Annotated in this window: 18 protein-coding genes; 12 read left to right on the top strand and 6 right to left on the bottom strand. The window is 68.4% G+C overall.

Annotated elements, in window-relative coordinates; translation table 11 throughout:
* Positions 1-185 precede the first annotated feature (185 nt).
* On the bottom strand, positions 186-737 hold the full coding sequence (gene phaP, locus ASC98_RS21185; protein WP_056808291.1) for a TIGR01841 family phasin: 552 nt from the start codon (positions 735-737) through the stop codon (positions 186-188).
* A 185-nt stretch (positions 738-922) separates the two neighbouring features.
* Between phaP and ASC98_RS21180 the strand changes: the two genes are divergently transcribed.
* Genes ASC98_RS21180 through ASC98_RS21145 form a run of 8 tightly spaced genes read left to right on the top strand, consistent with a single transcriptional unit; the run spans position 923 to position 9,457 of the window.
* Positions 923-1,858: a histone deacetylase gene (locus ASC98_RS21180; RefSeq protein ID WP_056809164.1), complete on the top strand. Its 936-nt coding sequence runs from the start codon at positions 923-925 to the stop codon at positions 1,856-1,858.
* A complete protein-coding gene (locus tag ASC98_RS21175) occupies positions 1,855-2,316 on the top strand; it encodes a thioesterase family protein (RefSeq protein WP_056808293.1) in 462 nt (153 codons plus the stop codon). The genes ASC98_RS21180 and ASC98_RS21175 overlap by 4 nt, the downstream gene beginning before the upstream one ends.
* Entirely contained in the window at positions 2,313-3,029 is a 717-nt protein-coding gene (locus ASC98_RS21170) for a nitroreductase (protein WP_235581343.1), read from the top strand. Before ASC98_RS21175 ends, ASC98_RS21170 begins: the two co-directional genes overlap by 4 nt.
* Positions 3,029-4,351: a sodium:proton antiporter gene (locus ASC98_RS21165; protein WP_082541583.1), complete on the top strand. Its 1,323-nt coding sequence runs from the start codon at positions 3,029-3,031 to the stop codon at positions 4,349-4,351. Before ASC98_RS21170 ends, ASC98_RS21165 begins: the two co-directional genes overlap by 1 nt.
* 27 nt (positions 4,352-4,378) lie before the next feature.
* Positions 4,379-5,371, top strand: a complete 993-nt coding sequence (locus ASC98_RS21160; protein ID WP_056808299.1) for a D-glycerate dehydrogenase — start codon at positions 4,379-4,381, stop codon at positions 5,369-5,371.
* Positions 5,368-6,870, top strand: a complete 1,503-nt coding sequence (locus ASC98_RS21155; protein WP_082541584.1) for a glycine betaine ABC transporter substrate-binding protein — start codon at positions 5,368-5,370, stop codon at positions 6,868-6,870. The genes ASC98_RS21160 and ASC98_RS21155 overlap by 4 nt, the downstream gene beginning before the upstream one ends.
* 22 nt (positions 6,871-6,892) lie before the next feature.
* Positions 6,893-8,293: a DNA recombination protein RmuC gene (rmuC, locus tag ASC98_RS21150; protein ID WP_056808301.1), complete on the top strand. Its 1,401-nt coding sequence runs from the start codon at positions 6,893-6,895 to the stop codon at positions 8,291-8,293.
* Between the two features lie 18 nt (positions 8,294-8,311).
* On the top strand, positions 8,312-9,457 hold the full coding sequence (locus ASC98_RS21145) for an MFS transporter (protein ID WP_056808303.1): 1,146 nt from the start codon (positions 8,312-8,314) through the stop codon (positions 9,455-9,457).
* Positions 9,458-9,551: 94 nt separating this feature from the next.
* Here ASC98_RS21145 and ASC98_RS21140 read toward each other — a convergent pair whose 3' ends face one another.
* The 5 genes from ASC98_RS21140 to ASC98_RS21120 all read right to left on the bottom strand — a co-directional run bounded on the left by ASC98_RS21140 (position 9,552) and on the right by ASC98_RS21120 (position 16,472).
* Positions 9,552-10,211, bottom strand: coding sequence for a glutaredoxin family protein (locus ASC98_RS21140; protein WP_056808305.1), 660 nt, complete (start codon positions 10,209-10,211; stop codon positions 9,552-9,554).
* Between the two features lie 63 nt (positions 10,212-10,274).
* The gene (locus ASC98_RS21135; RefSeq protein ID WP_056808307.1) at positions 10,275-12,311 is read right to left on the bottom strand and encodes a M3 family metallopeptidase; all 2,037 of its coding nucleotides are present in this window, start codon (positions 12,309-12,311) and stop codon (positions 10,275-10,277) included.
* A gap of 51 nt (positions 12,312-12,362) precedes the next feature.
* On the bottom strand, positions 12,363-13,217 hold the full coding sequence (folD, locus tag ASC98_RS21130) for a bifunctional methylenetetrahydrofolate dehydrogenase/methenyltetrahydrofolate cyclohydrolase FolD (RefSeq protein ID WP_056820453.1): 855 nt from the start codon (positions 13,215-13,217) through the stop codon (positions 12,363-12,365).
* Between the two features lie 62 nt (positions 13,218-13,279).
* Positions 13,280-13,903 carry a response regulator transcription factor gene (locus ASC98_RS21125; RefSeq protein ID WP_047510729.1) on the bottom strand — a complete coding sequence of 208 codons (624 nt, stop codon included), beginning with the start codon at positions 13,901-13,903 and terminating at the stop codon, positions 13,280-13,282.
* Positions 13,904-13,913: 10 nt separating this feature from the next.
* Complete coding sequence (locus tag ASC98_RS21120; RefSeq protein WP_056808311.1) at positions 13,914-16,472, bottom strand: PAS domain S-box protein; 2,559 nt, start codon at positions 16,470-16,472, stop codon at positions 13,914-13,916.
* 157 nt (positions 16,473-16,629) lie between these two features.
* Here ASC98_RS21120 and aceE point away from each other — a divergent pair, with 157 nt between their 5' ends.
* From aceE to lpdA, 4 genes are read left to right on the top strand one after another with little or no spacing between them, the layout of a single operon-like run.
* The gene (gene aceE / locus ASC98_RS21115) at positions 16,630-19,335 is read left to right on the top strand and encodes a pyruvate dehydrogenase (acetyl-transferring), homodimeric type (protein WP_056808312.1); all 2,706 of its coding nucleotides are present in this window, start codon (positions 16,630-16,632) and stop codon (positions 19,333-19,335) included.
* A 35-nt stretch (positions 19,336-19,370) separates the two neighbouring features.
* A complete protein-coding gene (aceF, locus tag ASC98_RS21110; RefSeq protein WP_056808314.1) occupies positions 19,371-21,086 on the top strand; it encodes a dihydrolipoyllysine-residue acetyltransferase in 1,716 nt (571 codons plus the stop codon).
* 13 nt (positions 21,087-21,099) lie between these two features.
* Positions 21,100-21,678, top strand: coding sequence for an MFS transporter (locus ASC98_RS21105; protein ID WP_056808316.1), 579 nt, complete (start codon positions 21,100-21,102; stop codon positions 21,676-21,678).
* Positions 21,679-21,680: 2 nt separating this feature from the next.
* Complete coding sequence (lpdA, locus tag ASC98_RS21100) at positions 21,681-23,504, top strand: dihydrolipoyl dehydrogenase (RefSeq protein WP_056808318.1); 1,824 nt, start codon at positions 21,681-21,683, stop codon at positions 23,502-23,504.
* Positions 23,505-23,675: the final 171 nt, after the last annotated feature.

Here is a 23,675-nt window from a genome sequence, read left to right as displayed (position 1 = left end):
CACAAAACAAAACGGCCCGGTGTTGCCACCGGGCCGGAAGGTACCTGGAATCAGAATTCGCGCGGTACCGAGGAGACAACCTTTCAGGGAGACCGCAGGCAGGGCCCGCGGTCATTCTCAGATGAAGGGTCGCGCAATAAGTTCAAGTCGATTTCAGCTCTTCTTCGTGTCGACTTGTTGCCCGCTCAGGCGGCGGTGCGCTTGGCCTTCGGGCTCGACGCGGCCTTCACGGCGCTGGCGCTGATGGCTTCGATGTTGGCTTCGGCCACCTTGGCAGCCTGGCCGGCGGCCTTCTGCAGGCTTTCGTAGGCGTTGCTGGTGGTCGCGACGGCCGACTTGAACAGCGCGACGACGTTCTCGGTGCCGGCCGGTGCGTTCTTCACCGCGGTGTCGACCACCGACATGAATTTCTGCTGGGCTTCGGCGGCTTGCGCTTCGGCGACCTTGCCGATGTCGGCATTGGTGCTGGCAGCGATGTCGTACAGGTAGCGGCCGTAGGCGGCAGCCTTCTCGGCGGCCGGTTGCAGCAGGCCGGCCTGCAGCGCCAGGAACTCTTGCGCGTCCTTCGCCGACAGCGCGGCCTGGGTGTTGGCAGCGGCTTCGCCGAGGGCGGTCTTCGCGACCTGCAGGTTCAGCTCGACGAGCTTCTCGACGCCTTCGAACGCCTTGCCGGTCAGGCCGAAGAGCGTGTCGATGTTGGTCTTGTGGGCGGCGATCAATTGTTCAGCGGTCAGCATGTGGAATCTCCAGAGGATAGAAAAGGGGACTGCGCCTGACACAGTGACTTTGTTGCACTGCACCATACCGAAAGTATACGAGGCGATCGGCATATTTCAAGCTGTTTTTGCTGCGATGCAGCAATCTAGAGTCGCCGACCCATTTCGACGCCGATCGGCACAATGCGCCGGCAATGCAAGCCTCGATGCAAGCTTTTCACTCCGACCACTTCGTGCTGCCGCTGCCCGACGGGCACCGGTTTCCGATGCAGAAGTACCGGCTGCTGCGCGAAGCGGCCGAGTCGGAACCGGGGCTGCGGCTGCAGGAAGCGCCGGCCGCCACCGACGGCGAACTCGCGCTGGCCCACACGCCGAACTACGTCGACTCGGTGACCGAAGGCCTGCTGAGCGCGGCGGCGCAGCGCGAGATCGGCTTCCCGTGGACGCCGCGCATGGTCGAGCGTTCGCGCCGCTCGGTCGGCGCGACGATCGCCGCGGCCCGTGCCGCGCTGGCCGACGGCGTCGCCGCGAACCTGGCCGGCGGCACCCACCATGCCTATGCCGACAAGGGCGGCGGCTACTGCGTCTTCAACGATGTCGCGGTGGCGGCGCGGCTGATGCAGGCCGAATGGCACCGGCACCACCGCGCGCTGCTGCGCATCGCGGTGATCGACCTCGACGTGCACCAGGGCAACGGCACCGCGGCGATCTTCCGTGACGACCCGACGGTGTTCACGCTGTCGCTGCACGGCGAGCGCAACTTCCCGTTCCGCAAGGAGGCGAGCGACCTCGACGTGGCCTTGCCCGACGGCTGCCGCGATGCCGAGTACCTGGCCGCGCTCGACGTCGCACTCGGCGAACTGTGGCAGCGCCATGCCCACGGTCCGCCGGGCCTGGTCTTCTACCTCGCCGGCGCCGACCCGCACGAGGGCGACCGGCTCGGCCGGCTGAAGCTCACCGCCGCCGGGCTGGCCGAGCGCGACCGCCGCGTCCTCGGCGCCGCCCGCGCGCGCCGCATTCCGGTCGCGATCAGCATGGCCGGCGGCTACGGCCACCAGATCGCCGACACCGTCGCGGTGCAGCTCGCGACGCTTCGCGAAGCGCTGGCCAGCCGCCAGCAATGGAACAATGCAGCGCCATGACGCCGCCCGCCACGCCTTCGACCCCGACCCGGGCCCAGCCCGAACCGCGCAGCGCCTACCGGCACTTCACCAGCCTGTCGACCCGCTGGATGGACAACGACGCCTACGGCCACGTCAACAACGTCGTCTACTACAGCCTGTTCGACACCGCGGTGAACCGCTACCTGATCGAGGCCGGCGCGCTCGACCTCCACGCCGGCGCGGTGATCGGCCTGGTGGTCGAGACCCACTGCAACTACTTCGCGCCGATCGCGTTCCCGCAGATGGTCGACGCCGGGCTGCGGGTCGCGCAGGTCGGCAGCTCCAGCGTGCGCTACGAGATCGGGCTGTTCGCCGCCGGCGAGCCGCTGTGTGCGGCGCGCGGCCATTTCGTGCACGTCTACGTCGACCGCGCGACGCGCCGCCCGGCCGCGTTGCCGGCTGTCCTCACCCAGGCCCTCGAAGGATTGCGTTCGTGACATCCCCCTTGCCGCCCCTGCCGACCCCCGAGCAGACCGCCGCCGTCGACGCGGCCATCACCTCGCGCCGCTCGCTGCGCGCGTTCCTGCCGACGCCGATCCCGCGCGAGACGATCGAAGACATCCTGCGCGTCGCGTCGCGTGCGCCATCGGGCACCAACACGCAGCCGTGGAAGGTCTACGTGCTGACCGGCGAGCCGCTGCAGGCGCTGGCGCGAGACATCACCGCCGTCTACGACGACCCCGCCGAGGCCGCGCAGCACCGCGAGGAATACGCCTACTACCCGGTCGAATGGCGCCCGCCCTACGTCGACCGGCGCCGCAAGGTCGGCTGGGACCTGTACGGGCTGCTCGGCATCGCGAAGGGCGACAAGCCGCGCATGCATGCGCAGCACGGCCGCAACTACGTGTTCTTCGACGCGCCGGTGGGCTTGATGTTCACGATCGACCGCGTGATGCAGCAGGGCAGCTGGCTCGACTACGGCATGTTCCTGCAGAACATCATGGTCGCCGCGCGCGCTCGCGGCCTCGACACCTGCCCGCAGGCGGCGTTCACGCAGTTCCACCGCATCATCCTGCCGCACCTCGGCGCGGCCGACGACGAGATGCTGGTCTGCGGCATGTCGCTCGGTGTCGCCGACCCGGCTGCGGTCGAGAACACGCTGGTGACCGAGCGCGAGCCGGTGGCCGCCTTCACCCGGTTCCTCGGCTGATGTTCGGGCCATTGTGGGGCCTTCCGTTCGCGGGCCTGCTGCTGTCGATCGCGCTGATGCCACTGGCGGTGCCGGGCTTCTGGCACCGGCACCAGGGCAAGGTGGTGGCCGCGTGGGCGCTGGCCTGGCTGCTGCCGCAGGCGGCGGTGTTCGGCGTCGACGCCGCCTGGCACGGCCTGGTGCACGCCGCGGTCGGCGAGTGCATCCCGTTCATCGTGCTGCTGGCCACGCTGTTCATCGTGGCCGGCGGGATCTTCGTGCGCGGCAACCTGCACGGCGGGCCGGGGCTGAACGTGGCACTGATGGCGATCGGCGCGGTGCTCGCCAGCGTGATGGGCACGACCGGCGCATCGATGCTGATGATCCGGCCGCTGATCCGCGCCAACGACCAGCGCCGCCACGTCGCGCACGTCGTGGTGTTCTTCATCTTCATCGTGTCGAACGCGGCCGGTGCGCTGACGCCGCTCGGCGACCCGCCGCTGTTCCTCGGCTTCCTGCAGGGCGTGGCCTTCAGCTGGACGCTGGTGCACCTGCTGCCGCACACGCTGTTCATGGTCGGCTCGCTGCTCGGGATCTTCTGGCTGCTCGACCGCTGGTACTGCGGCCGGGAGGAACCGCGGCGCGTCGACCCGACCCCGGACACCCGCGGTTTCGGTGTCGAGGGCGCGATCAACCTGCCGCTGCTGGCCGGCGTGGCCGGGCTGATCCTGATGAGTGGCGTCTGGCAGGGCGGCGTCGCGTTCACGCTGGCCGGTGCCGAGGTCACCTGGCAAGGCCTCGCGCGCGACCTCGGCCTGCTCGCGATCGCCGCCGTGTCGTGGTTCGCGACGCCGGCGTCGGCGCATGCGCAGAACCAGTTCGGCTTCGGGCCGATCGTCGAGGTCGCGAAGCTGTTCGCCGGCATCTTCCTGACCATCGTCCCGGTCATCGCGATGCTGCGGGCCGGCGTGCACGGGCCGTTCGGTGCGGTCGTCTCGGCCGTCACCGCCCCCGATGGCACGCCGCTGCCGGGGATGTATTTCTGGGCATCGGGCGCGCTGTCGTCGTTTCTGGACAATGCGCCGACCTACCTGGTGTTCTTCAATGCCGCCGGCGGCGATGCGCAGCAGCTGATGACGCAGTACGCGACCACGCTGGTGGCGATCTCCGCCGGCTCGGTGTTCATGGGCGCCAACTCGTACATCGGCAACGCGCCCAACCTGATGGTGAAGGCGGTGGCCGAAAGCCGCGGCATCCGGATGCCCGGTTTCTTCGGCTACATGGGCTGGTCGATGGCCGTGCTGCTGCCGCTGTTCGTGCTGATGACGCTGATCTGGTTCTGACCTTGTTTCCGTTGAAGAGGATCTGACATGAAGCCTGCCGTACTCGTCTCGCGTGCCGTGTTCCCCGATGTCGTCGACCGCCTGCGGGCGCATTTCGACGTCGAGGACAACCCGGCCGACCGTGTCTTCACGAAAGCCGAACTGATCCAGCGCCTGGCCGGCAAGCAGGGCGTGTTCGCCACCGGCAGCGAGCGCTTCGACGCCGAGGTGCTCGACGCCAACCCGCAGCTGAAGGCGGTGTGCAACATGGCGGTCGGCTACAACAACATCGACGTCGATGCCTGCAATGCGCGCGGCGTGCTGTGCACCAACACGCCCGACGTGCTGACCGAGACCACCGCCGACTTCGGCTTCGCGCTGATGATGGCCACCGCGCGCCGCATCGCCGAATCGGAGCACTTCCTGCGCCGCGGCGAATGGAAGAAGTGGTCGTACGAGATGTTCGCCGGCAGCGACGTGCACGGCGCGACGCTCGGCATCCTCGGCATGGGGCGCATCGGCCAGGGCATCGCGAAGCGCGGCGCTCACGGCTTCGGCATGAAGGTGATCTACCACAACCGTTCGCGGCTCGCGCCCGGCATCGAGGCCGAGTGCCGCGCCAGCTACGTGTCGAAGGAAGCGCTGCTGCGCGATGCGGACCACCTGGTGATCGTGGTGCCGTACTCGCCGGCCTCGCACCATGCAATCGGCGCGGCCGAACTGGCGCAGATGAAGCGCAGCGCGACGCTGACCAACATCGCCCGCGGCGGTGTCGTCGACGACGCGGCGCTCGCGCAGGCGCTGGCCGAGCGGCGCATCGCTGCCGCCGGGCTCGACGTGTTCGAAGGCGAGCCGGCACTGAACCCGGCGCTGCTGACGGTACCCAACGTCGTGCTGACGCCGCACATCGCGAGCGCGACCATCGCGACGCGGCGTGCGATGGCCAACCTCGCGGCCGACAACCTGATCGCCGCGCTGGGCTTCGGCCCGCAGGCCGGGCACCCGCCGACGCCGATCAACGCGGCGGCGCTGAAGGGATGAAGGCGCTGCGCGCTGCCGCTGCCGGCCTGCTGATGGGCCTGCTGATGGCGTGCGGCGCGTCGGCGCACGCGGCCGACAGCATCACCGTCGGCTCGAAGCGCTTCACCGAGTCGTACGTGCTCGGCGAGATCGTGCGCCAGACGTATGAGCGCGCCGGCATCGCGGCCACGCACAAGCAGGGGCTGGGCAACACCGGCATCCTCGAACAGGCGCTGTCCAGCGGCGCGGTCGACGTCTACCCCGAGTACACCGGCACCATCGTGCGCGAGCTGCTGAAGCGCGAGGGCAACCCGTCGCTCGACGAGCTGAACGCCTGGCTCGCGCCGCGCGGGCTGAAGGCTGCGGTGCCGCTCGGCTTCAACGACACCTATGCGATCGCGATGCTCGAATCGCAGGCACAGCAGCTCGGCATCGAGCGCATCTCCGACCTGCTGAAGCCGCAGGCGGCGGCGCTGCGGCTGGGGCTGTCGCACGAGTTCCTGGAGCGCGCCGACGGCTGGCCCGCGCTGAAGGCCGCCTACCAACTCGGCTACGAGAAGCCCGCCGGCCTGGACCACGGCCTGGCCTATGACGCGGTCGCGGCGCGCCGCATCGACCTGATCGACATCTACAGCACCGATGCCAAGGTGGGCCGCTACAAGCTGCGGGTGCTGAAGGACGACCTGAACTTCTTCCCGAAATACGACGCGGTGCTGCTGATGCGGGCCGCACTCGACCCGGCGCCCCTGCAATCGCTGGCCGGCCGCATCGATGAGGCGGCGATGATCTCGCTGAACGCGCAGGTCGAACTGGACGGCAAGAGCTTCGCCGAGGTCGCGCGGCAGTTCCTGTCGGGCAGCGCGGTGGCGGCCTCGAAGCCGCTCACCTTCGCACAGCGGCTGTTCGGCCCCGATTTCGCGCGCCTCACCGGGCAGCACCTGCTGCTGGTGTTCGGCTCGCTCGCGGTCGCGGTGCTGGTCGGCGTGCCGCTCGGCGTCGCGGCCTGGCGCTGGCCGCGCAGCGCCGGCCTGGTGATGGGCGTGGTGTCGGTGCTGCAGACGGTGCCGTCGCTCGCGCTGCTGGCCTTCCTGATCGCGGTCGTCGGCAGCATCGGGCTGCTGCCGGCGCTGATCGCGCTGTTCCTCTACGCCTTGCTGCCGATCGTGCGCAACACGCATGCCGGGCTGCAGGGCGTGTCAGCCGGGCTGGCGCAGGCTGCACTGTCGCTCGGCCTGACGCCGCGGCAGGTGCTGCGCCACGTGCAACTGCCGCTGGCGGCGCCGACGCTGCTGGCGGGCATCAAGACCGCGGCGGTGATCAACGTCGGCACCGCGACGGTGGCGGCCTTCATCGGCGCCGGCGGCTATGGCGAGCGCATCGTCGCCGGCCTGGCGGTCAACGACACCGCGGCGATGCTGGCCGGCGCGCTGCCGGCGGCGGTGCTCGCGCTGCTGGTGCAATACGGCTTCGACGCGATCGAAAAGCGCCTGCTGCCTGCCCCACTGCGCTCCTCGGCATAGCCGCTGCTGCGAGAATGCGGGAATGCTCCTCGACTGGATATCGCTCGCACTCCTCGTTCTTGTCCTGCTGTTGTTGCTCTGGCTCGCGCTGCGGCGGCCCGATCAAGGCAGCGATCACTTCGAACGGCTCGAGCGCGGCCTGCGCGACGACGTGGCCCGCAGCGCACAGGGCACGCGGCAGGAACTGGGGCAGACGCTCGCGAGCTTCCAGCAGACGCTGCTCGCGCAACAGGGCGACGTCGCGCGCACGCAGAACGAGCAGATCGACAGCTTTCGCACCCAGCTGGCTGCCACGCAGCAGGCGCAAGAGGCCACGCTGGCGCGGCTGGCCGAGCAGCAGGCCAATGCGCTGAAGCGCTTCGCCGACGCGCTGGGCGACCAGCTGCGCTCGCTGTCGCAGTCCAACGACCAGCGCCTGACCGAGATGCGCGGCGCGGTCGAGCAGAAGCTGTCGGCGATCCAGGCCGACAACGAGAAGAAGCTCGAGCAGATGCGCGCCACCGTCGACGAGAAGCTGCATGCCACGCTCGAGCAGCGGCTGGGCGAAAGCTTCAAGCTGGTCGCCGACCGGCTCGACCAGGTGCACAAGGGCCTCGGCGAGATGCAGAACCTGGCGCGCGATGTCGGCTCGCTGAACCGCGTGCTGACCAACGTCAAGACGCGCGGCATCTTCGGCGAGGTGCAGCTGGCCGGCCTGCTGGAGCAGGTGTTCACGCCGGAGCAGTACGCCGTCAACGTCGAGACGGTGCCGGGCAGCGGTGCGCGGGTCGAGTTCGCGATCCGGCTGCCGGGGCAGCGGGTCGACGGCGTGCCGCTGTGGTTGCCGGTCGACGCGAAGTTCCCGCGCGAAGACTACGAACGCTTGCTGGACGCGCAGGACCGCGCCGACCCGGGGGCGGTCGAGGTGGCCGCGAAGGCCATCGAGACGCGGCTGCGGCTGGAGGCCCGGTCCATCCACGACAAGTACGTCTCGCCGCCGCACACCACCGATTTCGCGATCCTGTTCGTGCCGACCGAAGGCCTGTATGCCGAGGCGCTGCGCCGGCCCGGGCTGGTCGAATCGCTGCAGCGCGAGCACCACGTGATGCTGGCCGGGCCGACCACGCTGCTGGCCACGCTGAACAGCCTGCAGATGGGCTTCCGCACGCTGGCGCTGGAGAAGCGCTCGGTCGAGGTGTGGGAGGTGCTGGGCGCGGTGAAGACCGAGTTCGCGAAGTTCGGCGACGTGCTCGCGAAGACCAAGAAGAAGCTCGACGAGGCCAGCAACACGATCGACCAGGCGCAGACGCGGGCCAACGTGATGGCGCGCAAGCTGAAGTCGGTCGAGGCGGTCACCGAGGCGCATGCGCAGGCCTTGCTGCCGCTGGCGCTGCCGCGCGACGACGATGCCATCGTCCCCGACCTTCCCGAGAGCGATGCCTGAGGTCGCCGACACCGCACCATGGCCCAGTTCTCCCGCCCGCTGCTCGCACTGATCCTCGGCCAGATCAGCCTGCATTCGTGCATGGCGGGCGTGCGGATGGCGGCGCCGCTGCAGGCGCTGAAGCAGGGGCAGGCGGAGTGGACGGTCGGGCTGCTGATGGCGCTGTTCGCTGCGGCGCCGGTGCTGCTGTCGCTGCCGGCCGGGCGGCTCGCGGATCGTCGGGGCTACCACGTGCCGATGCGGCTGGGGGTCGCGCTGTCGCTCGCGGGCGGCACCATCGCCGCGCTCAGCAGCCACTACATCGCGATGTGCCTGGCGGCCATCCTGACCGGCGCCGGCTCGAACTTCGGCCTGATCACGATCCAGCGCACCGCCGGCCGCATGGCCACCGATGCGACCGAACGCATCCGCGTCTTCAGCTGGCTGGGGCTGGCGCCGGCCTTGTCGAACGTGGTCGGCCCGGTGACCGCCGGGCTGCTGATCGACCAGATGGGCTTCCGGTTCGCGTTCGCGGTGCTGATGCTGATGCCGCTGGCGGCGCTGGTGTCGGCCCGCTACGTGCCGGCCGAGGCCGACGTGCCGCGTGCCTCCACCGCGGCGGCGCGCCAGAGTTCGTGGGACCTGCTGCGCTCACCGGCCTTGCGCCGGCTGCTGCTGGTGAACTGGCTGCTGTCGGCCAGCTGGGACGTGCATTCCTTCGTCGTGCCGATCCTCGGGCACGAGCGCGGCATGAGCGCTGGCGCGATCGGGCTGGTGCTCGGGCTGTTCGCGATGTCGGTGGTGGGGGTGCGGCTGCTGATCCCGATCCTCGCGCACCGCCTGAGCGAATCGCAGGTGCTGACCGGCGCGATGCTGTGGGTCGCTGTGATCTTCGGCGTCTACCCGTTCGTGCACTCGGCCTGGCTGATGGCCTGCTGCGCGTCGCTGCTGGGGCTGGCGCTCGGGGCGGTGCAGCCGATGGTGATGTCGACGCTGCACCACATCACGCCGCACGAACGCCACGGCGAGGCGATCGCGTTCCGGTCGATGGCGCTGAATGGGTCCAGCACGCTGATGCCGCTGCTGTTCGGCGCCTTCGGGGCGGCGCTGGGGGCCGCGTCGCTGTTCTGGATGATGGGCCTGGCGGTCGGCGCCGGAAGCTGGCAGGCCCGCCAGATCCGGTGAATGACAACCCCTCGGTCGTCGAGTACGCCGACCGATCCCGCAGGGGGATGCGGGCCGGCTTGGGCCGGCCCGGCGCTCGGCCCGCTTCTTCGATCTAGAACTTGATCCCGGCGGGGTTGCTGCCGCTGCTGCCGCTGTCGTTCGACGACTGCTGCGGCTGCGCTGCGGGCGCATTGCCGTTCTGCGGCGTGTTCGCCTTCACCGCCTGCTTCGGCTCGGTCAGCGGCGTGGCGCTGCCCTGCGTGTAGTTGGCCGGCAGCTTCGATTCCTTCGGGTACGCCGCGGCATCGAGGTAGCTCGACCAGTCCTCGCGCTGGAAGCCGCGCAGCACCTGCGCGCCGATGGTCGCGGCCGGCAGGTCGCGGCCGCCGGTGATGCGTTGCAGCGCGTCGCCGTCTTCCTTGGTCGAGATCGACTTCTCGGCGAACGGGATGCCGCGCTGGCGCAGCAGCTGGCGGGCCATGTCGCACGGCGGGCAGTCCTTGGTGCCGTACAGCGTCACCGGGTAGCGCTGTGCGATCTGGCGCAGCTCGTACGGCAGCGCGACGTCGTCCGACACGCCACCGCTGCTGTTGACCGACTGCACCTTGTTCTCGGGGCTGACCGCCGGCCGGTCGGTGTAGGTGATCTTGCCGTCGGGGCCGACCACCTTGTACAGCGCGTGCGCGGGCAGCGCGGTGAACAGCGTGGCCAGCAGCGCCGGTGCGGCCAGGGTGAAGGTGCGGGCGAATTGACGGTGAACGGATCGAGTCATGGGGGGGCTCCAACAACGCTGAATGTGTTTGCGTCCGAATTTACTTCATCGGGGCCGGCTCGCCTAAGCCATGCCTTGGTGCCGCAGCAACGCATCGATGCTCGGCTCGCGGCCGCGGAAGGCCTTGAAGCTCTCCATCGCCGGGCGGCTGCCGCCCGCCTCGAGGATGGCCTGGCGGTAGCGCCGCCCCGTGGCGATGTCGAGCGCGCCGGCCTCTTCGAAGGCGCTCCAGGCGTCGGCGCTCAGCACCTCGGCCCACTTGTAGCTGTAGTAGCCGGCCGCGTAACCGCCGGAAAAAATATGTGAGAAGCCGTGCTGGAAGCGATTGAAGCGCGGCGGCACCAGCACCGCCACCTCGGCGCGCACCTCGTCGAGCAGCTTCTGGATGTCGGCTTGCGAGCCCGGCTCGGCATGCAGGCGCATGTCGAACAGCGAGAGCTCGATCTGGCGCAGCGTCTGCAGCCCGCTCTGGAAATTCTTCGCGGCGAGCATCTTGTCGAACAGCGTGCGCGGCAGCGGTTCGCCGGTGTCGACGTGGGCGGTCAGCCGCTTCAGCACGTCCCACTCCCAGCAGAAGTTTTCCATGAACTGACTCGGCAGCTCGACCGCGTCCCATTCGACGCCGGAGATGCCGGCCACGCCGACGTCGTTCACCTGCGTCAGCATGTGGTGCAGGCCGTGGCCGAACTCGTGGAACAGCGTCGTCACGTCGTCGTGCGTCAGCAGCGCCGGGCGGCGCTTGCCGTCGACCTCGACCGGCGACGCGAAGTTGCACACCAGGTGCGCGACCGGCGTCTGCGTGCGACCGTCGGGACGCGCCCAGCGGCCGCAGACGTCGTCCATCCACGCGCCGGGCCGCTTGCCGGGGCGCGCATACGGGTCGAGGTAGAACTGCCCGACCAGCTCGCCCTGGCGCTCGATGCGGAAGAAGCGCACGCCCGGGTGCCAGACCGGCGCGCTGTCGGCGCGGATGCTGACCTCGAACAGCGTCTCGATGATGCGGAACAGCCCGTCGAGCACCTTGGTCTCGGTGAAGTACGGCTTCACCTCCTGGTCGCTGAACGCGTAGCGGCTTTCCTTCAGCTTCTCGCTGGCGTACGGGAAGTCCCAGGCCTGCAGCTCGCCGAGCCCGAGTTCGCTGCGGGCGAAGGCGCGCAGCTCGGCCAGGTCGCGCTCGGCGTACGGGCGGGCGCGCTGCGCCAGGTCGCGCAGGAAGCCGGTGACCTGCTGCGGCGAATCGGCCATCTTCGGCACCAGCGACACCTCGGCGAAGCTCGCATAGCCGAGCAGCCTGGCTTCTTCCTGGCGCAGGTCGAGCAGCTCCCGCATCACCGCGCTGTTGTCGAGCGCCGCCGGGCCGGCCTCGCTCGCGCGGGTCACGTAGGCCACGTACAGCTTCTCGCGCAGCGCGCGGTTGCTGCCGTACTGCATCACCGGGAAGTAGCTCGGGAAGTGCAGCGTGATCTTGTGGCCCGGCTTGCCGTCGGCCTCGGCGGCGGCGCGCGCCGCGGCGACCACGTCGGCCGGCACGCCGGCAAGCTCGGCCTCGTCAACGTACAGCGCGAAGCCGTCGGTCGCATCGAGCACGTGCTCGGAATAGGTCTGCGACAGCGCGGCCAGCCGGTCCTGGATCTGCGCGTAGCGGTCGCGGTCGGCGCCCTTCAGCTCGGCCCCCGACAGCACGAAATCGCGCATCGCGTTCGACAGCGCCTGGCGGCGCGGCGCGCTGAGCGCGGCGGCGGCCGGGCTGTTGGCGATCTGCTTGTACTTCGCGTAGAGCCGCTCATCGGCACCGAGCCGGGTGTGGAATTCGGTGACGGCCGGCAGCTGCTCGTTGTACGCCGCGCGCAGCTCCGGCGTGTCGGCCACCGCGGTCAGGTGGTGCACCGCGCCCCAGGCACGGCCGAGGCGTTCGGTCGCGACGTCGAGCACCGCCGACATCGCGTCGTAGTCGGCCGGCACCGCGTCGCTCGTCACCTTGTCGAGCGCTTCCTCGGCCTCGGTCAGCAACTGCGCCATCGCCGGCGCGACATGCGCGGCGCGGATCGCCGAGAAGTCGAGCAGTGCATCGGGAACCAGCAGTGGATTGATCTCGTTCATTGTTTTCATCTCCCTTGTGAAGTGACCGAAGTGCCGCCACCGGGTGGCGCGTCAACCCTGCGCGAATCGCTCCGCGGCCTCCAGGGTGTTGACCAGGAGCATCGCACGGGTCATGGGTCCGACGCCACCCGGCACCGGCGTGATCCAGCCGGCGACCTTCGAGACGCCGTCGAAGTCCACGTCGCCGGCGAGTTTGCCGTCGTCCTTGCGGTTCATGCCCACGTCGATGACCACCGCGCCCGGTTTGACCATGTCGGCGGTGAGCACATTGCGCTTGCCGACCGCCGCGACGACGACATCGGCCTGGCGCGTGAAGAGGCCGATGTCGGGCGTCCCGCTGTGGCAGATGGTGACGGTGGCGTTGGCCTGCAAGAGCAGCTGGGCCATCGGCTTGCCGACGGTGTTGCTGCGGCCGATCACGACGGCGTTGCTGCCGCGCAGCGCGATGCCGGTGGTGGCGATCAGCTTCATGCAGCCGTAGGGCGTGCACGGCAGGAAGCCGGGGCGGCCGACCATCAGCGCGCCGGCGCTCTGCACATGGAAGCCGTCGACGTCCTTCAGCGGCGAGATCGCCTCGATGACCTTCTGCGGGTCGATGTGCTTCGGCAGCGGCATCTGGACCAGGATGCCGTGGATGGTCGGGTCGGCGTTCAGCGCGGCGATGCGCGCCAGCAGCTCGGCCTCGGGCAGCGCTGCGTCGTACTTCTCGAGCACCGAGCGCACGCCGCTGGTTTCGCAATCGTTGACCTTGTGCTTCACGTAGACCTGCGAGGCCGGGTCGTCGCCGACCAGGATCACCGCCAGGCCGGGCCGGTGGCCGCGGGCGGTGAGGGCGGCCGCGCGTTGCGCGACCTCGGCGCGAACCTGCTTGGCGAGGGCGTTGCCGTCGATCAGTTGAGCGGTCATGGGGCGGGGCTCCAGAAACGAAAAAGGCCGCTTCGGTAGCGGCCTTCGGATGGGGGTGGGTGTCAGGCCTTGGCTTGGGCGCCGAGGGCGATCTTCAGCAGGTCGGCGACGGTGTTCGCGTTCAGCTTCTCCATGATGTTGGCGCGGTGCGCCTCGACCGTCTTGATGCTGATGCCCAGGTCGTCGGCGATCTGCTTGTTGAGCCGGCCGGCGACGATGCGCTCGAGCACCTGCGCCTCGCGGGTGGTCAGGCGCGACAGCAGCGCGTCGCGGCTGGCGGCTTCCTGGTGGTGCGAGAACGCGCTGCGCGCCTGGTCGAGCATGCGCTCGACGAGGCCGAGCAGTTCTTCTTCCTTGAAGGGCTTTTCGATGAAGTCCATCGCGCCCTTCTTCATCGTCGTGACCGCCATCGGCACGTCGCCATGGCCGGTGATGAAGACGACCGGCAGCGGCGACTTGCGCTCCAGCAACCGGTCTTGCAGTTCAAGCCCGCTCATGCCGTCCATGCGGATGTCGGCGATCAGGCAGGCGACCTCGCGCGGGTCGAAGCGGGACAGAAACGATTCGGAGGAATCGAAGCACTTGACGCGGTAGTCCTTGCCTTCGAGCAGCCATTGCAGCGAGTCGCGCACGGCTTCGTCGTCGTCGACCACATAGACCGTGCCCTTTTTCGGAATCAAGCTCATCGATGCAGTCTCATGGCAGCGCCGGCTCCAGGCCGGCAGATTTGGCGGTTTCCACAGGCAGCGTGAAGCTGAAGCGGCACCCGACGGCGAGGTCGCCATTGTAGAGGTTCTGTGCACGGATACGGCCGCGGTGGCTCTCGATGATCGAGCGGCACAGGGACAACCCGATGCCCAGGCCTTCGGCCTTGGTCGAGAAGAAGGCTTCGTACAGCCGCGCGATCACTTCCTCCTTCAGCCCGGGGCCGCTGTCGGTCACGCTGAACTCGATCACGCCGCCTTCTTCCGGCGTGTGCTTGGGCACCACGCGCATCTCGATGTTGCGGCGCGCCTGCGGCAGCTGCGCCATGTCGATCGCCTCGGCCGCGTTCTTCAGCAGGTTCAGCACCACCTGCTCGATCAGGATCGGGTCGACCATCAGCGTCGGCAGGCGCTGCGCGACGTAGACGTGCACCGCCACGTTGCGCCTGCGCAGTTCGATGTTGGCCAGCTCCACCGCATCCTCGACGATGCTCTGCGCCTGGGCCGGCTGGCGCTGCGGCTCGCTGCGCTTCACGAACGCACGGATGCGCCGGATGATCTGCCCGGCGCGCTCGGCCTGGCGCGCGGTCTTCTCGAGCGCGGCGATCAGGTCGTCCTTCTGGATCGCATCGCCCTTCACGCGCGAGACCATGCCGTTGCAGTAGTTCGTGATCGCGGTCAGCGGCTGGTTCAGCTCGTGCGCGACCGACGAGGCCATCTCGCCCATCGTCACCAGCCGGCTCGTCACCTGCGCCTTCTCGGCCTGCTGCGCGGCCTGCGTCTCGGCGTTGCGGCGGCCGGTGATGTCGGTGGCGATCAGCATCTGCGCGAGCCGGCCGTCGGTCCACTGCAGGTAGCGCGCGCGCACGTCGAACCACTTCTGCAGCGGCTCGATGTAGACCTCGCGCGCATCCGAGCCGACCTCGGTCAGTTCCTGCGTCGGCAGGCCGCCGAAGCTGTCGACGGAATCGCCGTCGTCGCCGAAGGCCGACAGCCCGCCGATCACCGGCAGGCCCGGGTCGCCGCCGGCCAGCAGCGCATGGCCGCGCGCATCGGCGCCGAACCACAGCCGGTACGAGCGGTTCGCGAACAGCAGCTCGCCCTGCTGCACCGACAGCACCGACACCGCGGCGTCCAGCCCTTCGAGCACGGTGGTGAAGCGCTCGTGCGAAGCCGACAGCTGGTCGCGCACCCGCTTGGCCTCGGTGATGTTGGTCATCGAGGTCATCCAGCCGGTCTGCAGCCCCTTCGGGTCGATCAGCGGCGAGACGTACATGCGCGCGTCGAACTGCGATTCGTCCTTGCGCATCACCTTCACCTCGATGCCGCCGGCCGGGCTGCGGCCCTGCAGCTCCTGCTGCAGCAGCCGGGTGTTCTCGTCGATGCGCTCGGGCGGCCAGTGCGGGAAGGGCGGCACGCGGCCGATCAGCTCGGCCTCGCTGAAGCCGGTCATCGCGCAGAAGGCCGGGTTCACGTAGGTGATGCGGCCTTCCATGTCCATCGCGCGCATGCCGGTCAGCATCGAGTTTTCCATCGCGCGCCGGAAGTTGGTCTCCGACACCAGCGTGCTCTGGATCTGCAGCCGCCGGCGCATGTGGCGCCAGGTGCCGAGCAGCATCCACACCGTCAGCACCGACAGCGCGGCGACCATCCAGAACAGCGTGTTGCTGATCAGCCCGATCGAGGTGCGGTAGCCCTGGCCGCGCAGCACCAGGCCGTTGCCGGCCGGCGCGAGCGGCACGTCGTGCACGATGGTGGTGGCCGAGCGGCGGTTCTGCTGGCCGGGCATCGGCGTCACGGTGCTCGCGAGGATGCGGTCCTGGCCGTCGACCAGCGTCACCGAATGCCGCGTCGACACCTCGGCCGGGATGAAGTAGCGCATCAGCGATTCGATCGAGTACTCGGCGATCAGCGTGCCGGAGAACGCGCTGCGGTCGAGCAGCGGCACCTGCACCTGGAACACCGCGGCGCCGTACAAATCGGTGAACGGCCGCGAATACACCGGCTGGCGCAGGTCGCGCGCCGCGGTGAAGGCCGCCTCGGGCGCGGTCTTCGCGCCTTCCTTGGGCACCGAGGTGCTGCTCTCCTCGCCGCCGAAGCCGCTTTCCGGGTGGAAACCGGTGGCCGCGTAGCCGGCGCGCCGGCTGCGGTTCGCGCCGACCCAGATCAGGTTCGTGATCTCGGGGCGCTCGCGGGTGAAGCTCGCGGCCTGGCCGAGGAACTCGTCCTGGTCGATGGTGCGGGTCGCGATCTCGCGCGCGATGCGCACCAGTTGCTCCTGGTTCTCGATCAGCCGCAGCCGGATCTGCTGCTGCGCGATCTCGGTGTCGCGCTTGACCGATTCCTGCTCGCGCTCGAATTCCTCGTTGCGCAGGTACCAGAAGGCCAGGATGATCGCCGCCAGGAACAGCAGCACCGACACCAGCGGACCCAGCGTCGCGAAGCGGTCCTGGCGCGCGAGCGACTGGCGCCGCCACCAGAGCCCGAAGATTCTCTGCGCCGCACCGGGGAGAGGGGCACTGCGCGGAGGAGGGGTGTTCAACGGCTGCATGGAGCGATTATCGAGGGCGGGCCCGAGGGAGCCCGTCCGGAGGGACCCGCGCCCCGGGGAATCCCACAATACGAAACGAGGTCGCGCAATTTGGAAAGCTTTTTGAGTTGTGCGACACTGCCGCCGCCCCAAAAAGTTGAACCTTACGGAGACAAGCATGGCTGCAAACCCGGAGTCTTTCCTCGGCGCCTCGGCGAACGATGCCGACTCGCAGGAAACCCGCGAATGGCTGGACGCCCTGTCGGCGGTGATCGGTGCCGAAGGCGGCGAGCGCGCGCACTTCCTGCTCGAACAGCTGATCGACCATGCACGGCAGGCCGGCATCGACGTGCCGTTCTCGGCCAACACCGCCTACGTCAACACCATCCCGGTCGACCAGGAGGAGCATTCCCCCGGCAACGTCGACATCGAGGAGCGCCTGCGCGCCTACATGCGCTGGAACGCGATGGCGATGGTGGTCAAGGCGAACCGCCTGCACCCGGCCGACGGCGGCGACCTGGGCGGCCACATCTCGTCGTTCGCGTCGCTCGCGACGATGTTCGGCACCGGCTTCAACCACTTCTGGCACGCCGAGAGCGAAGGCCATGGCGGCGACCTGCTGTACATCCAGGGGCACTCGTCGCCCGGCGTCTACGCCCGCGCCTACATGGAAGGCCGGCTCTCCGAGGAGCAGCTGCTGAACTTCCGCCAGGAGGTCGACGGCAAGGGCATCTCCAGCTACCCGCATCCGAAGCTGATGCCCGAGTTCTGGCAGTTCCCGACCGTCTCGATGGGCCTGGGCCCGCTGATGGCGATCTACCAGGCGCGTTTCCTGAAGTACCTGCATGCCCGCGGCATCGCGAACACCGAGAACCGCAAGGTGTGGGTGTTCTGCGGCGACGGCGAGATGGACGAACCCGAATCGCTCGGCGCGATCGGCCTGGCGGCGCGCGAGAAGCTCGACAACCTGATCTTCGTCGTCAACTGCAACCTGCAGCGCCTGGACGGACCGGTGCGTGGCAACGGCAAGATCATCCAGGAGCTCGAAGGCGAGTTCCGCGGTGCCGGCTGGAACGTCATCAAGCTGCTGTGGGGCAGCTACTGGGATCCGCTGCTCGCGAAGGACAAGGACGGCATTCTGCGCAAGGTGATGATGGACACCGTCGACGGCGACTACCAGGCCTTCAAGGCGAATGACGGCGCCTTCGTGCGCAAGAACTTCTTCGGCCGCCATCCGAAGATGCTGGAGATGGTCGCGAAGATGAGCGACGAGGAAGTCTGGCGCCTGCAGCGCGGCGGCCACGACCCGCACAAGGTCTACGCCGCGTACGACCGCGCGACCAAGCACAAGGGCCAGCCGACGGTGATGCTGATCAAGACCGTCAAGGGCTACGGCATGGGCAAGATCGGCGAAGGCAAGAACACCGCCCACCAGACCAAGAAGCTGGTCGACGAGGATGTGCGCGCCTTCCGCGACCGCTTCAACATCCCGATCCCGGACGACAAGCTCGCCGAGATCCCGTTCTACAAGCCGGCCGACGACACGCCGGAGATGCAGTACCTGCACGCCCGCCGCAAGGCGCTGGGCGGCTACCTGCCGCACCGCCGCACCAAGGCCGACGAGCAACTGAAGGTGCCCGAGCTGGAGACCTTCAAGGCGGTGCTCGAGCCGACCGCCGAAGGCCGCGAGATCTCGACCACGCAGGCCTACGTGCGCTTCCTGACGCAGCTGCTGCGCGACAAGGAACTCGGCCCGCGCGCGGTGCCGATCCTGGTCGACGAGGCGCGCACCTTCGGCATGGAAGGCCTGTTCCGCCAGATCGGCATCTACAACCCCGCGGGGCAGCAGTACACGCCGGTCGACAAGGACCAGGTGATGTACTACCGCGAGGACAAGGCCGGCCAGATCCTGCAGGAAGGCATCAACGAGGCCGGCGGCATGAGCAGCTGGATCGCGGCGGCCACGTCGTACTCGACGAACAACCGCATCATGGTGCCGTTCTACGTCTACTACTCGATGTTCGGTTTCCAGCGCATCGGCGACCTGGCCTGGGCAGCCGGCGACATGCAGGCGCGCGGCTTCCTGCTGGGCGGCACCTCGGGCCGCACGACGCTGAACGGCGAAGGCCTGCAGCACGAAGACGGCCACAGCCACATCCTGGCCGGCACGATCCCGAACTGCATCAGCTACGACCCGACCTTCGCGCACGAAGTGGGCGTGATCCTGCACCATGGCCTGAAGCGCATGGTCGAGCAGCAGGAGAACGTGTACTACTACCTGACGCTGCTGAACGAGAACTACCCGATGCCGGGCCTGAAGGCCGGCACCGAAGAGCAGATCATCAAGGGCATGTACCTGCTGGAAGAGGGCGCGAAGAAGACGCCGCGCGTGAACCTGCTCGGCTCGGGCACGATCCTGCGCGAATCGATCGCCGCGAAGGAGCTGCTCGCGAAGGACTGGGGCGTCTCGGCCAACATCTGGAGCTGCCCGAGCTTCAACGAGCTGGCGCGCGACGGCCAGGACTGCGAACGCTGGAACCTGTTGCACCCGACCGAGAAGCCGCGCGTGCCGTTCGTCGCGCAGCAGCTCGACAAGTACGCCGGCCCGGTGATCGCATCGACCGACTACATGAAGAACTACGCCGACCAGATCCGCGCGTTCATCCCGAAGGGCCGCAGCTACAAGGTGCTGGGCACCGACGGTTTCGGCCGCAGCGACTTCCGCAGCAAGCTGCGCGAGCACTTCGAGGTGAACCGGCACTACGTCGTGGTCGCGGCGCTGAAGGCGCTGGCCGACGAGGGCACGTTGCCGGCCGAGAAGGTCGCCGAGGCCATCAAGAAGTACGGCATCAACGCTGACAAGATCAACCCGCTGTACGCCTGAACGGGTACGACACAAGAACACGCCGGAGACCCAGCATGGCATTGGTGGAAGTGAAAGTCCCCGACATCGGCGACTTCAAGGATGTCGAGATCATCGAGTTGCTCGTGAAGCCGGGCGACACCGTGAAGGCCGAGCAGTCGCTCGTCACGGTGGAGAGCGACAAGGCCTCGATGGAGATCCCGTCGTCGCATGCCGGCGTCGTGAAGGAGCTGAAGGTCAAGCTCGGCGACAAGATCAACGAGGGGACGCTGCTGCTGGTGATCGAGGCGGCGGGTGCAGCATCTCCCGTTCGGGCTGAGCCTGTCGAAGCCCCTCGTGCCGCAGCATCGGCTCCCATCGCAGCAAGCACTTCGACAAGCTCAGCGCGAACGGAATCCAGCGCCACGGCCAGCTCTGGTGCAGTGGTCGACGTGGTGATCCCCGACATCGGCGACTTCGACGAGGTCGCGGTGATCGAGGTGTTCATCAAGCCGGGCGACACGATCAAGGCCGAGCAGTCGCTGATCACCGTCGAGAGCGACAAGGCCTCGATGGAGATCCCGTCGTCGCACGCCGGCGTCGTGAAGGACCTGAAGGTGAAGGTCGGCGACAAGGTGAAGAAGGGCTCGCTGATCGCGACGGTGCAGGCCGCTGCCGGTGCCGCAGCGGCCCCCGTTCGGGCTGAGCCTGTCGAAGCCCCTGCGCAAGCCGCGAGCACCCCTTCGACAAGCTCAGGGCGAACGGAAGGCGGTGCAGCGCGAGCAGAAGGCGGTGCAGGGCGAGCGGAGGGTGTGACGCTCCCCGCCCACGAACCCTCCGTCCTCCAGACCAACCTGCCGCACGCCTCCCCCAGCATCCGCAAGTTCGCCCGCGAACTCGGCGTGCCGCTGGACGAAGTGAAGGGCAGCGGTCCGAAGGGCCGCATCACGCAGGACGACGTGCAGGCCTTCGTGAAGACCGTGCTGTCCGGCGCCCAGCAGACCAAGGCGCAGGCCGCCAAGGCCCCGGCCGGCGGCGCGGCATCGGGCGGTGCCGGCTTCCCCGGCCTGCTGCCGTGGCCGCAGGTCGACTTCACCAAGTTCGGCCCGGTCGAGCGTCGCGACCTGTCGCGCATCAAGAAGATCAGCGGCGCCAACCTGCACCGCAACTGGGTGATGATCCCGCACGTCACCAACCATGACGATGCCGACATCACCGACCTCGAAGCGTTCCGCGTGCAGCTGAACAAGGAGAACGAGAAGTCGGGCGTCAAGGTCACGATGCTCGCGTTCCTGATCAAGGCCTGCGTCGCGGCGCTGAAGAAGTTCCCCGAGTTCAACGCGTCGCTCGACGGCGAGCAACTGGTGCTGAAGCAGTACGTGCACATCGGCTTCGCGGCCGACACGCCTAACGGCCTGATGGTTCCGGTGATCCGCGATGCCGACAAGAAGGGCATCCTGCAGATCAGCAAGGAGATGAGCGAGCTTGCCGGCAAGGCGCGCGAAGGCAAGCTGGGCCCGGCCGAGATGACCGGCGGCTGCTTCTCGATCAGCTCGCTGGGCGGCATCGGCGGCACCTACTTCACGCCGATCATCAACGCGCCCGAGGTGGCGATCCTCGGCGTGTGCAAGTCGGCGACGCGTCCGGTGTGGGACGGCAAGGCCTTCCAGCCGCGCCTGATGCTGCCGCTGAGCCTGAGTTGGGACCACCGGGTGATCGACGGCGCCTCGGCGGCGCGCTTCAACACCTACCTCGCGCAGATCCTGGGCGACTTCCGCCGCATCCTGCTCTGAGCGGATCCGCACCATGACGACCGTGGTGGTGGTCCGCAAGGGAATGCAGCTGGCGCTCGCGTCCGACAGCCTCGTGACCTTCGGGGACACGCGGCTGGCGCACGGCTATGAAGAGAACGAGAAGCTGTTCCGCGTCGGCGATTCGTGGATCGGCATGGCCGGCACCACCGCGCACTTCCCGGTGCTGCGGCGGGTGCTGAACAGCCTGCCGCCCGACGAACTGAAGCTGCGTTCGCGCGACGAGGTGTTCGACACCTTCCTGAAGGTGCACCCGAAGCTGAAGGAGACCTTCTTCCTGAACCCGAAGGAAGAAGACGCCGACCCGTACGAGAGCTCGCAGTTCACCGCGCTGATCGCCAACGCGACCGGCATCTACGGCGTGTACTCGTACCGCGAGGTGTTCGAGTTCGACCGCTTCTGGGCGATCGGCTCGGGCCGCGCGTTCGCGCTCGGCGCGATGTACGGCGCCTACGGCGGCAAGTTGACGGCGCGCGAGATCGCCGAGCTGGGCGTTCGCGCCGGCTGCGAATTCGACAAGAACTCGGCCGGGCCGATCAAGGCCCACACGATCAAACTGAAGGCGAAAGACTGAGCATGGCACTGATCGACATCAAGGTCCCGGACATCGGCGACTTCAAGGACGTGGCCATCATCGAGCTGCTGGTCAAGCCCGGCGACACGGTGAAGGCGGAGCAGTCGCTGATCACGGTCGAGAGCGACAAGGCGTCGATGGAGATCCCGTCGTCGCATGCCGGTGTCGTGAAGGACATCAAGGTCAAGGTGGGGGACACCGTGAACCAGGGGACGGTGATGCTGTCGCTGGAGGCCGTGGATGCGGGGTCCGCGGGATCCGTTCGGGCTGAGCCTGTCGAAGCCCAGGCGCAGTCCACGAGCCCTTCGACAAGCTCAGTCCCTTCGACAGGCTCAGGGCAATCGGGCACTTCGACAGGCTCAGTGCGAACGGAGTTTGCCGGCACCGTCGACCTCGAATGCGACATGCTCGTGCTCGGCGCCGGCCCCGGCGGCTACTCGGCTGCGTTCCGCGCCGCCGACCTCGGCCTGAAGACGGTGATGATCGAGCGCTTCGCGACGCTCGGCGGTGTGTGCCTGAACGTCGGCTGCATCCCGTCGAAGGCGCTGCTGCACGTGGCTTCGGTGATGGACGAGGTCAAGCACTTCGACTCGATGGGCATCGGCTTCAATGCTCCGAGCGTCGACCTCGGCAAGCTGCTCAAGCACAAGGAAAAGGTCGTCGGCAAGCTGACCAACGGCCTGACCGCGATGGCCAAGATGCGCAAGGTGACGGTGGTGCAGGGCACGGCCGAGTTCGCCGATCCGCATCACATCACCGTGGCCCTGGCGAAGGGCGGCACGCAGACGATCCGCTTCAAGCGCGCGATCATCGCGGCCGGCTCCGAAGCGGTGAAGCTGCCGTTCCTGCCGAAGGACGATCCGCGCGTCGTCACCTCCACCGGCGCGCTCGAGCTGCGCCAGAACCCGAAGCGCATGCTGATCGTCGGCGGCGGCATCATCGGGCTGGAGATGGGCACGGTGTATTCGTCGCTCGGTGCGCGGCTCGATGTGGTCGAGATGCTCGACGGCCTGATGCAGGGCGCCGACCGCGACCTCGTCAAGGTGTGGCAGAAGATGAACGCGCCGCGCTTCGACAACATCATGTTGAAGACGAAGACGGTGGGCGCCGAGGCGACGAAGGACGGCATCCTGGTGCGCTTCGAAGGCGAGGGCGCGCCGAAGGAGCCGCAGCTGTACGACCTGGTGCTGCAGGCGGTGGGCCGCGTGCCCAACGGCAAGCGCATCGGTGCCGACAAGGCCGGCGTGGTGGTCGGCGAGCGCGGCTTCATCCCGGTCGACATCCAGATGCGGACCAACGTGCCGCACATCTTCGCGATCGGCGACATCGTCGGCCAGCCGATGCTGGCGCACAAGGCGACGCACGAGGGCCATGTGGCGGCCGAGGTCGCGGCCGGCGAGCAGCTGGGCGACGACCACCTCGCGAAGACCACGTTCATTGCGCGCGTGATCCCGAGCGTGGCTTATACCGATCCGGAAGTGGCGTGGGTCGGCGTGACCGAGGACGAAGCCAAGGCCAAGGGGCTGAAGGTGAAGAAGGGCCTGTTCCCGTGGAACGCGTCGGGCCGGGCGATCGCGAACACCCGCGACGAGGGCTTCACGAAGCTGCTGTTCGACGAAGAGACGCACGCCATCGTCGGTGGCGGCATCGTCGGCACGCATGCCGGCGACGTGATCGGCGAGATCGCGCTGGCGATCGAGATGGGGGCCGATGCGGTGGACATCGGCCGCACGATCCATCCGCACCCGACGCTCGGCGAGACGATCGGGTTGGCGGCGGAGGCCTTCGAGGGTGCCTGTACGGATTTGCCGCCGGTGAAACGATAGGCTTCTCCTCTCGCAAAGGCGCGGGTGGGGAGGCTGTGTCGCGCCGTCGGGGGCGGTCCTCGGCCCCTCGGGGGCCGAGGACTTCCCTCCGCTGGCTGGCTTCATGGCCCGTCGCCGAAACTCCCTCCGCTCACTTCGTTCGCTGTGGTCAAACAGTCGGCGACAGTCAGT

It is taken from the genome of Rhizobacter sp. Root1238 (assembly GCF_001425825.1).
Taxonomy (GTDB): domain Bacteria; phylum Pseudomonadota; class Gammaproteobacteria; order Burkholderiales; family Burkholderiaceae_C; genus Rhizobacter.
This window is presented reverse-complemented; position numbering and strand designations above follow the sequence as displayed.

Coding starts and splice junctions, on each gene's coding strand:
- phaP (WP_056808291.1), bottom strand. CDS start 737: ATGCTGACCGCTGAACAATTGATCGCCGCCCACAAGACCAACATCGAC.
- ASC98_RS21180 (WP_056809164.1), top strand. CDS start 923: ATGCAAGCTTTTCACTCCGACCACTTCGTGCTGCCGCTGCCCGACGGG.
- ASC98_RS21175 (WP_056808293.1), top strand. CDS start 1,855: ATGACGCCGCCCGCCACGCCTTCGACCCCGACCCGGGCCCAGCCCGAA.
- ASC98_RS21165 (WP_082541583.1), top strand. CDS start 3,029: ATGTTCGGGCCATTGTGGGGCCTTCCGTTCGCGGGCCTGCTGCTGTCG.
- ASC98_RS21160 (WP_056808299.1), top strand. CDS start 4,379: ATGAAGCCTGCCGTACTCGTCTCGCGTGCCGTGTTCCCCGATGTCGTC.
- ASC98_RS21155 (WP_082541584.1), top strand. CDS start 5,368: ATGAAGGCGCTGCGCGCTGCCGCTGCCGGCCTGCTGATGGGCCTGCTG.
- rmuC (WP_056808301.1), top strand. CDS start 6,893: ATGCTCCTCGACTGGATATCGCTCGCACTCCTCGTTCTTGTCCTGCTG.
- ASC98_RS21145 (WP_056808303.1), top strand. CDS start 8,312: ATGGCCCAGTTCTCCCGCCCGCTGCTCGCACTGATCCTCGGCCAGATC.
- ASC98_RS21140 (WP_056808305.1), bottom strand. CDS start 10,211: ATGACTCGATCCGTTCACCGTCAATTCGCCCGCACCTTCACCCTGGCC.
- ASC98_RS21135 (WP_056808307.1), bottom strand. CDS start 12,311: ATGAACGAGATCAATCCACTGCTGGTTCCCGATGCACTGCTCGACTTC.
- folD (WP_056820453.1), bottom strand. CDS start 13,217: ATGACCGCTCAACTGATCGACGGCAACGCCCTCGCCAAGCAGGTTCGC.
- ASC98_RS21125 (WP_047510729.1), bottom strand. CDS start 13,903: ATGAGCTTGATTCCGAAAAAGGGCACGGTCTATGTGGTCGACGACGAC.
- ASC98_RS21120 (WP_056808311.1), bottom strand. CDS start 16,472: ATGCAGCCGTTGAACACCCCTCCTCCGCGCAGTGCCCCTCTCCCCGGT.
- aceE (WP_056808312.1), top strand. CDS start 16,630: ATGGCTGCAAACCCGGAGTCTTTCCTCGGCGCCTCGGCGAACGATGCC.
- aceF (WP_056808314.1), top strand. CDS start 19,371: ATGGCATTGGTGGAAGTGAAAGTCCCCGACATCGGCGACTTCAAGGAT.
- ASC98_RS21105 (WP_056808316.1), top strand. CDS start 21,100: ATGACGACCGTGGTGGTGGTCCGCAAGGGAATGCAGCTGGCGCTCGCG.
- lpdA (WP_056808318.1), top strand. CDS start 21,681: ATGGCACTGATCGACATCAAGGTCCCGGACATCGGCGACTTCAAGGAC.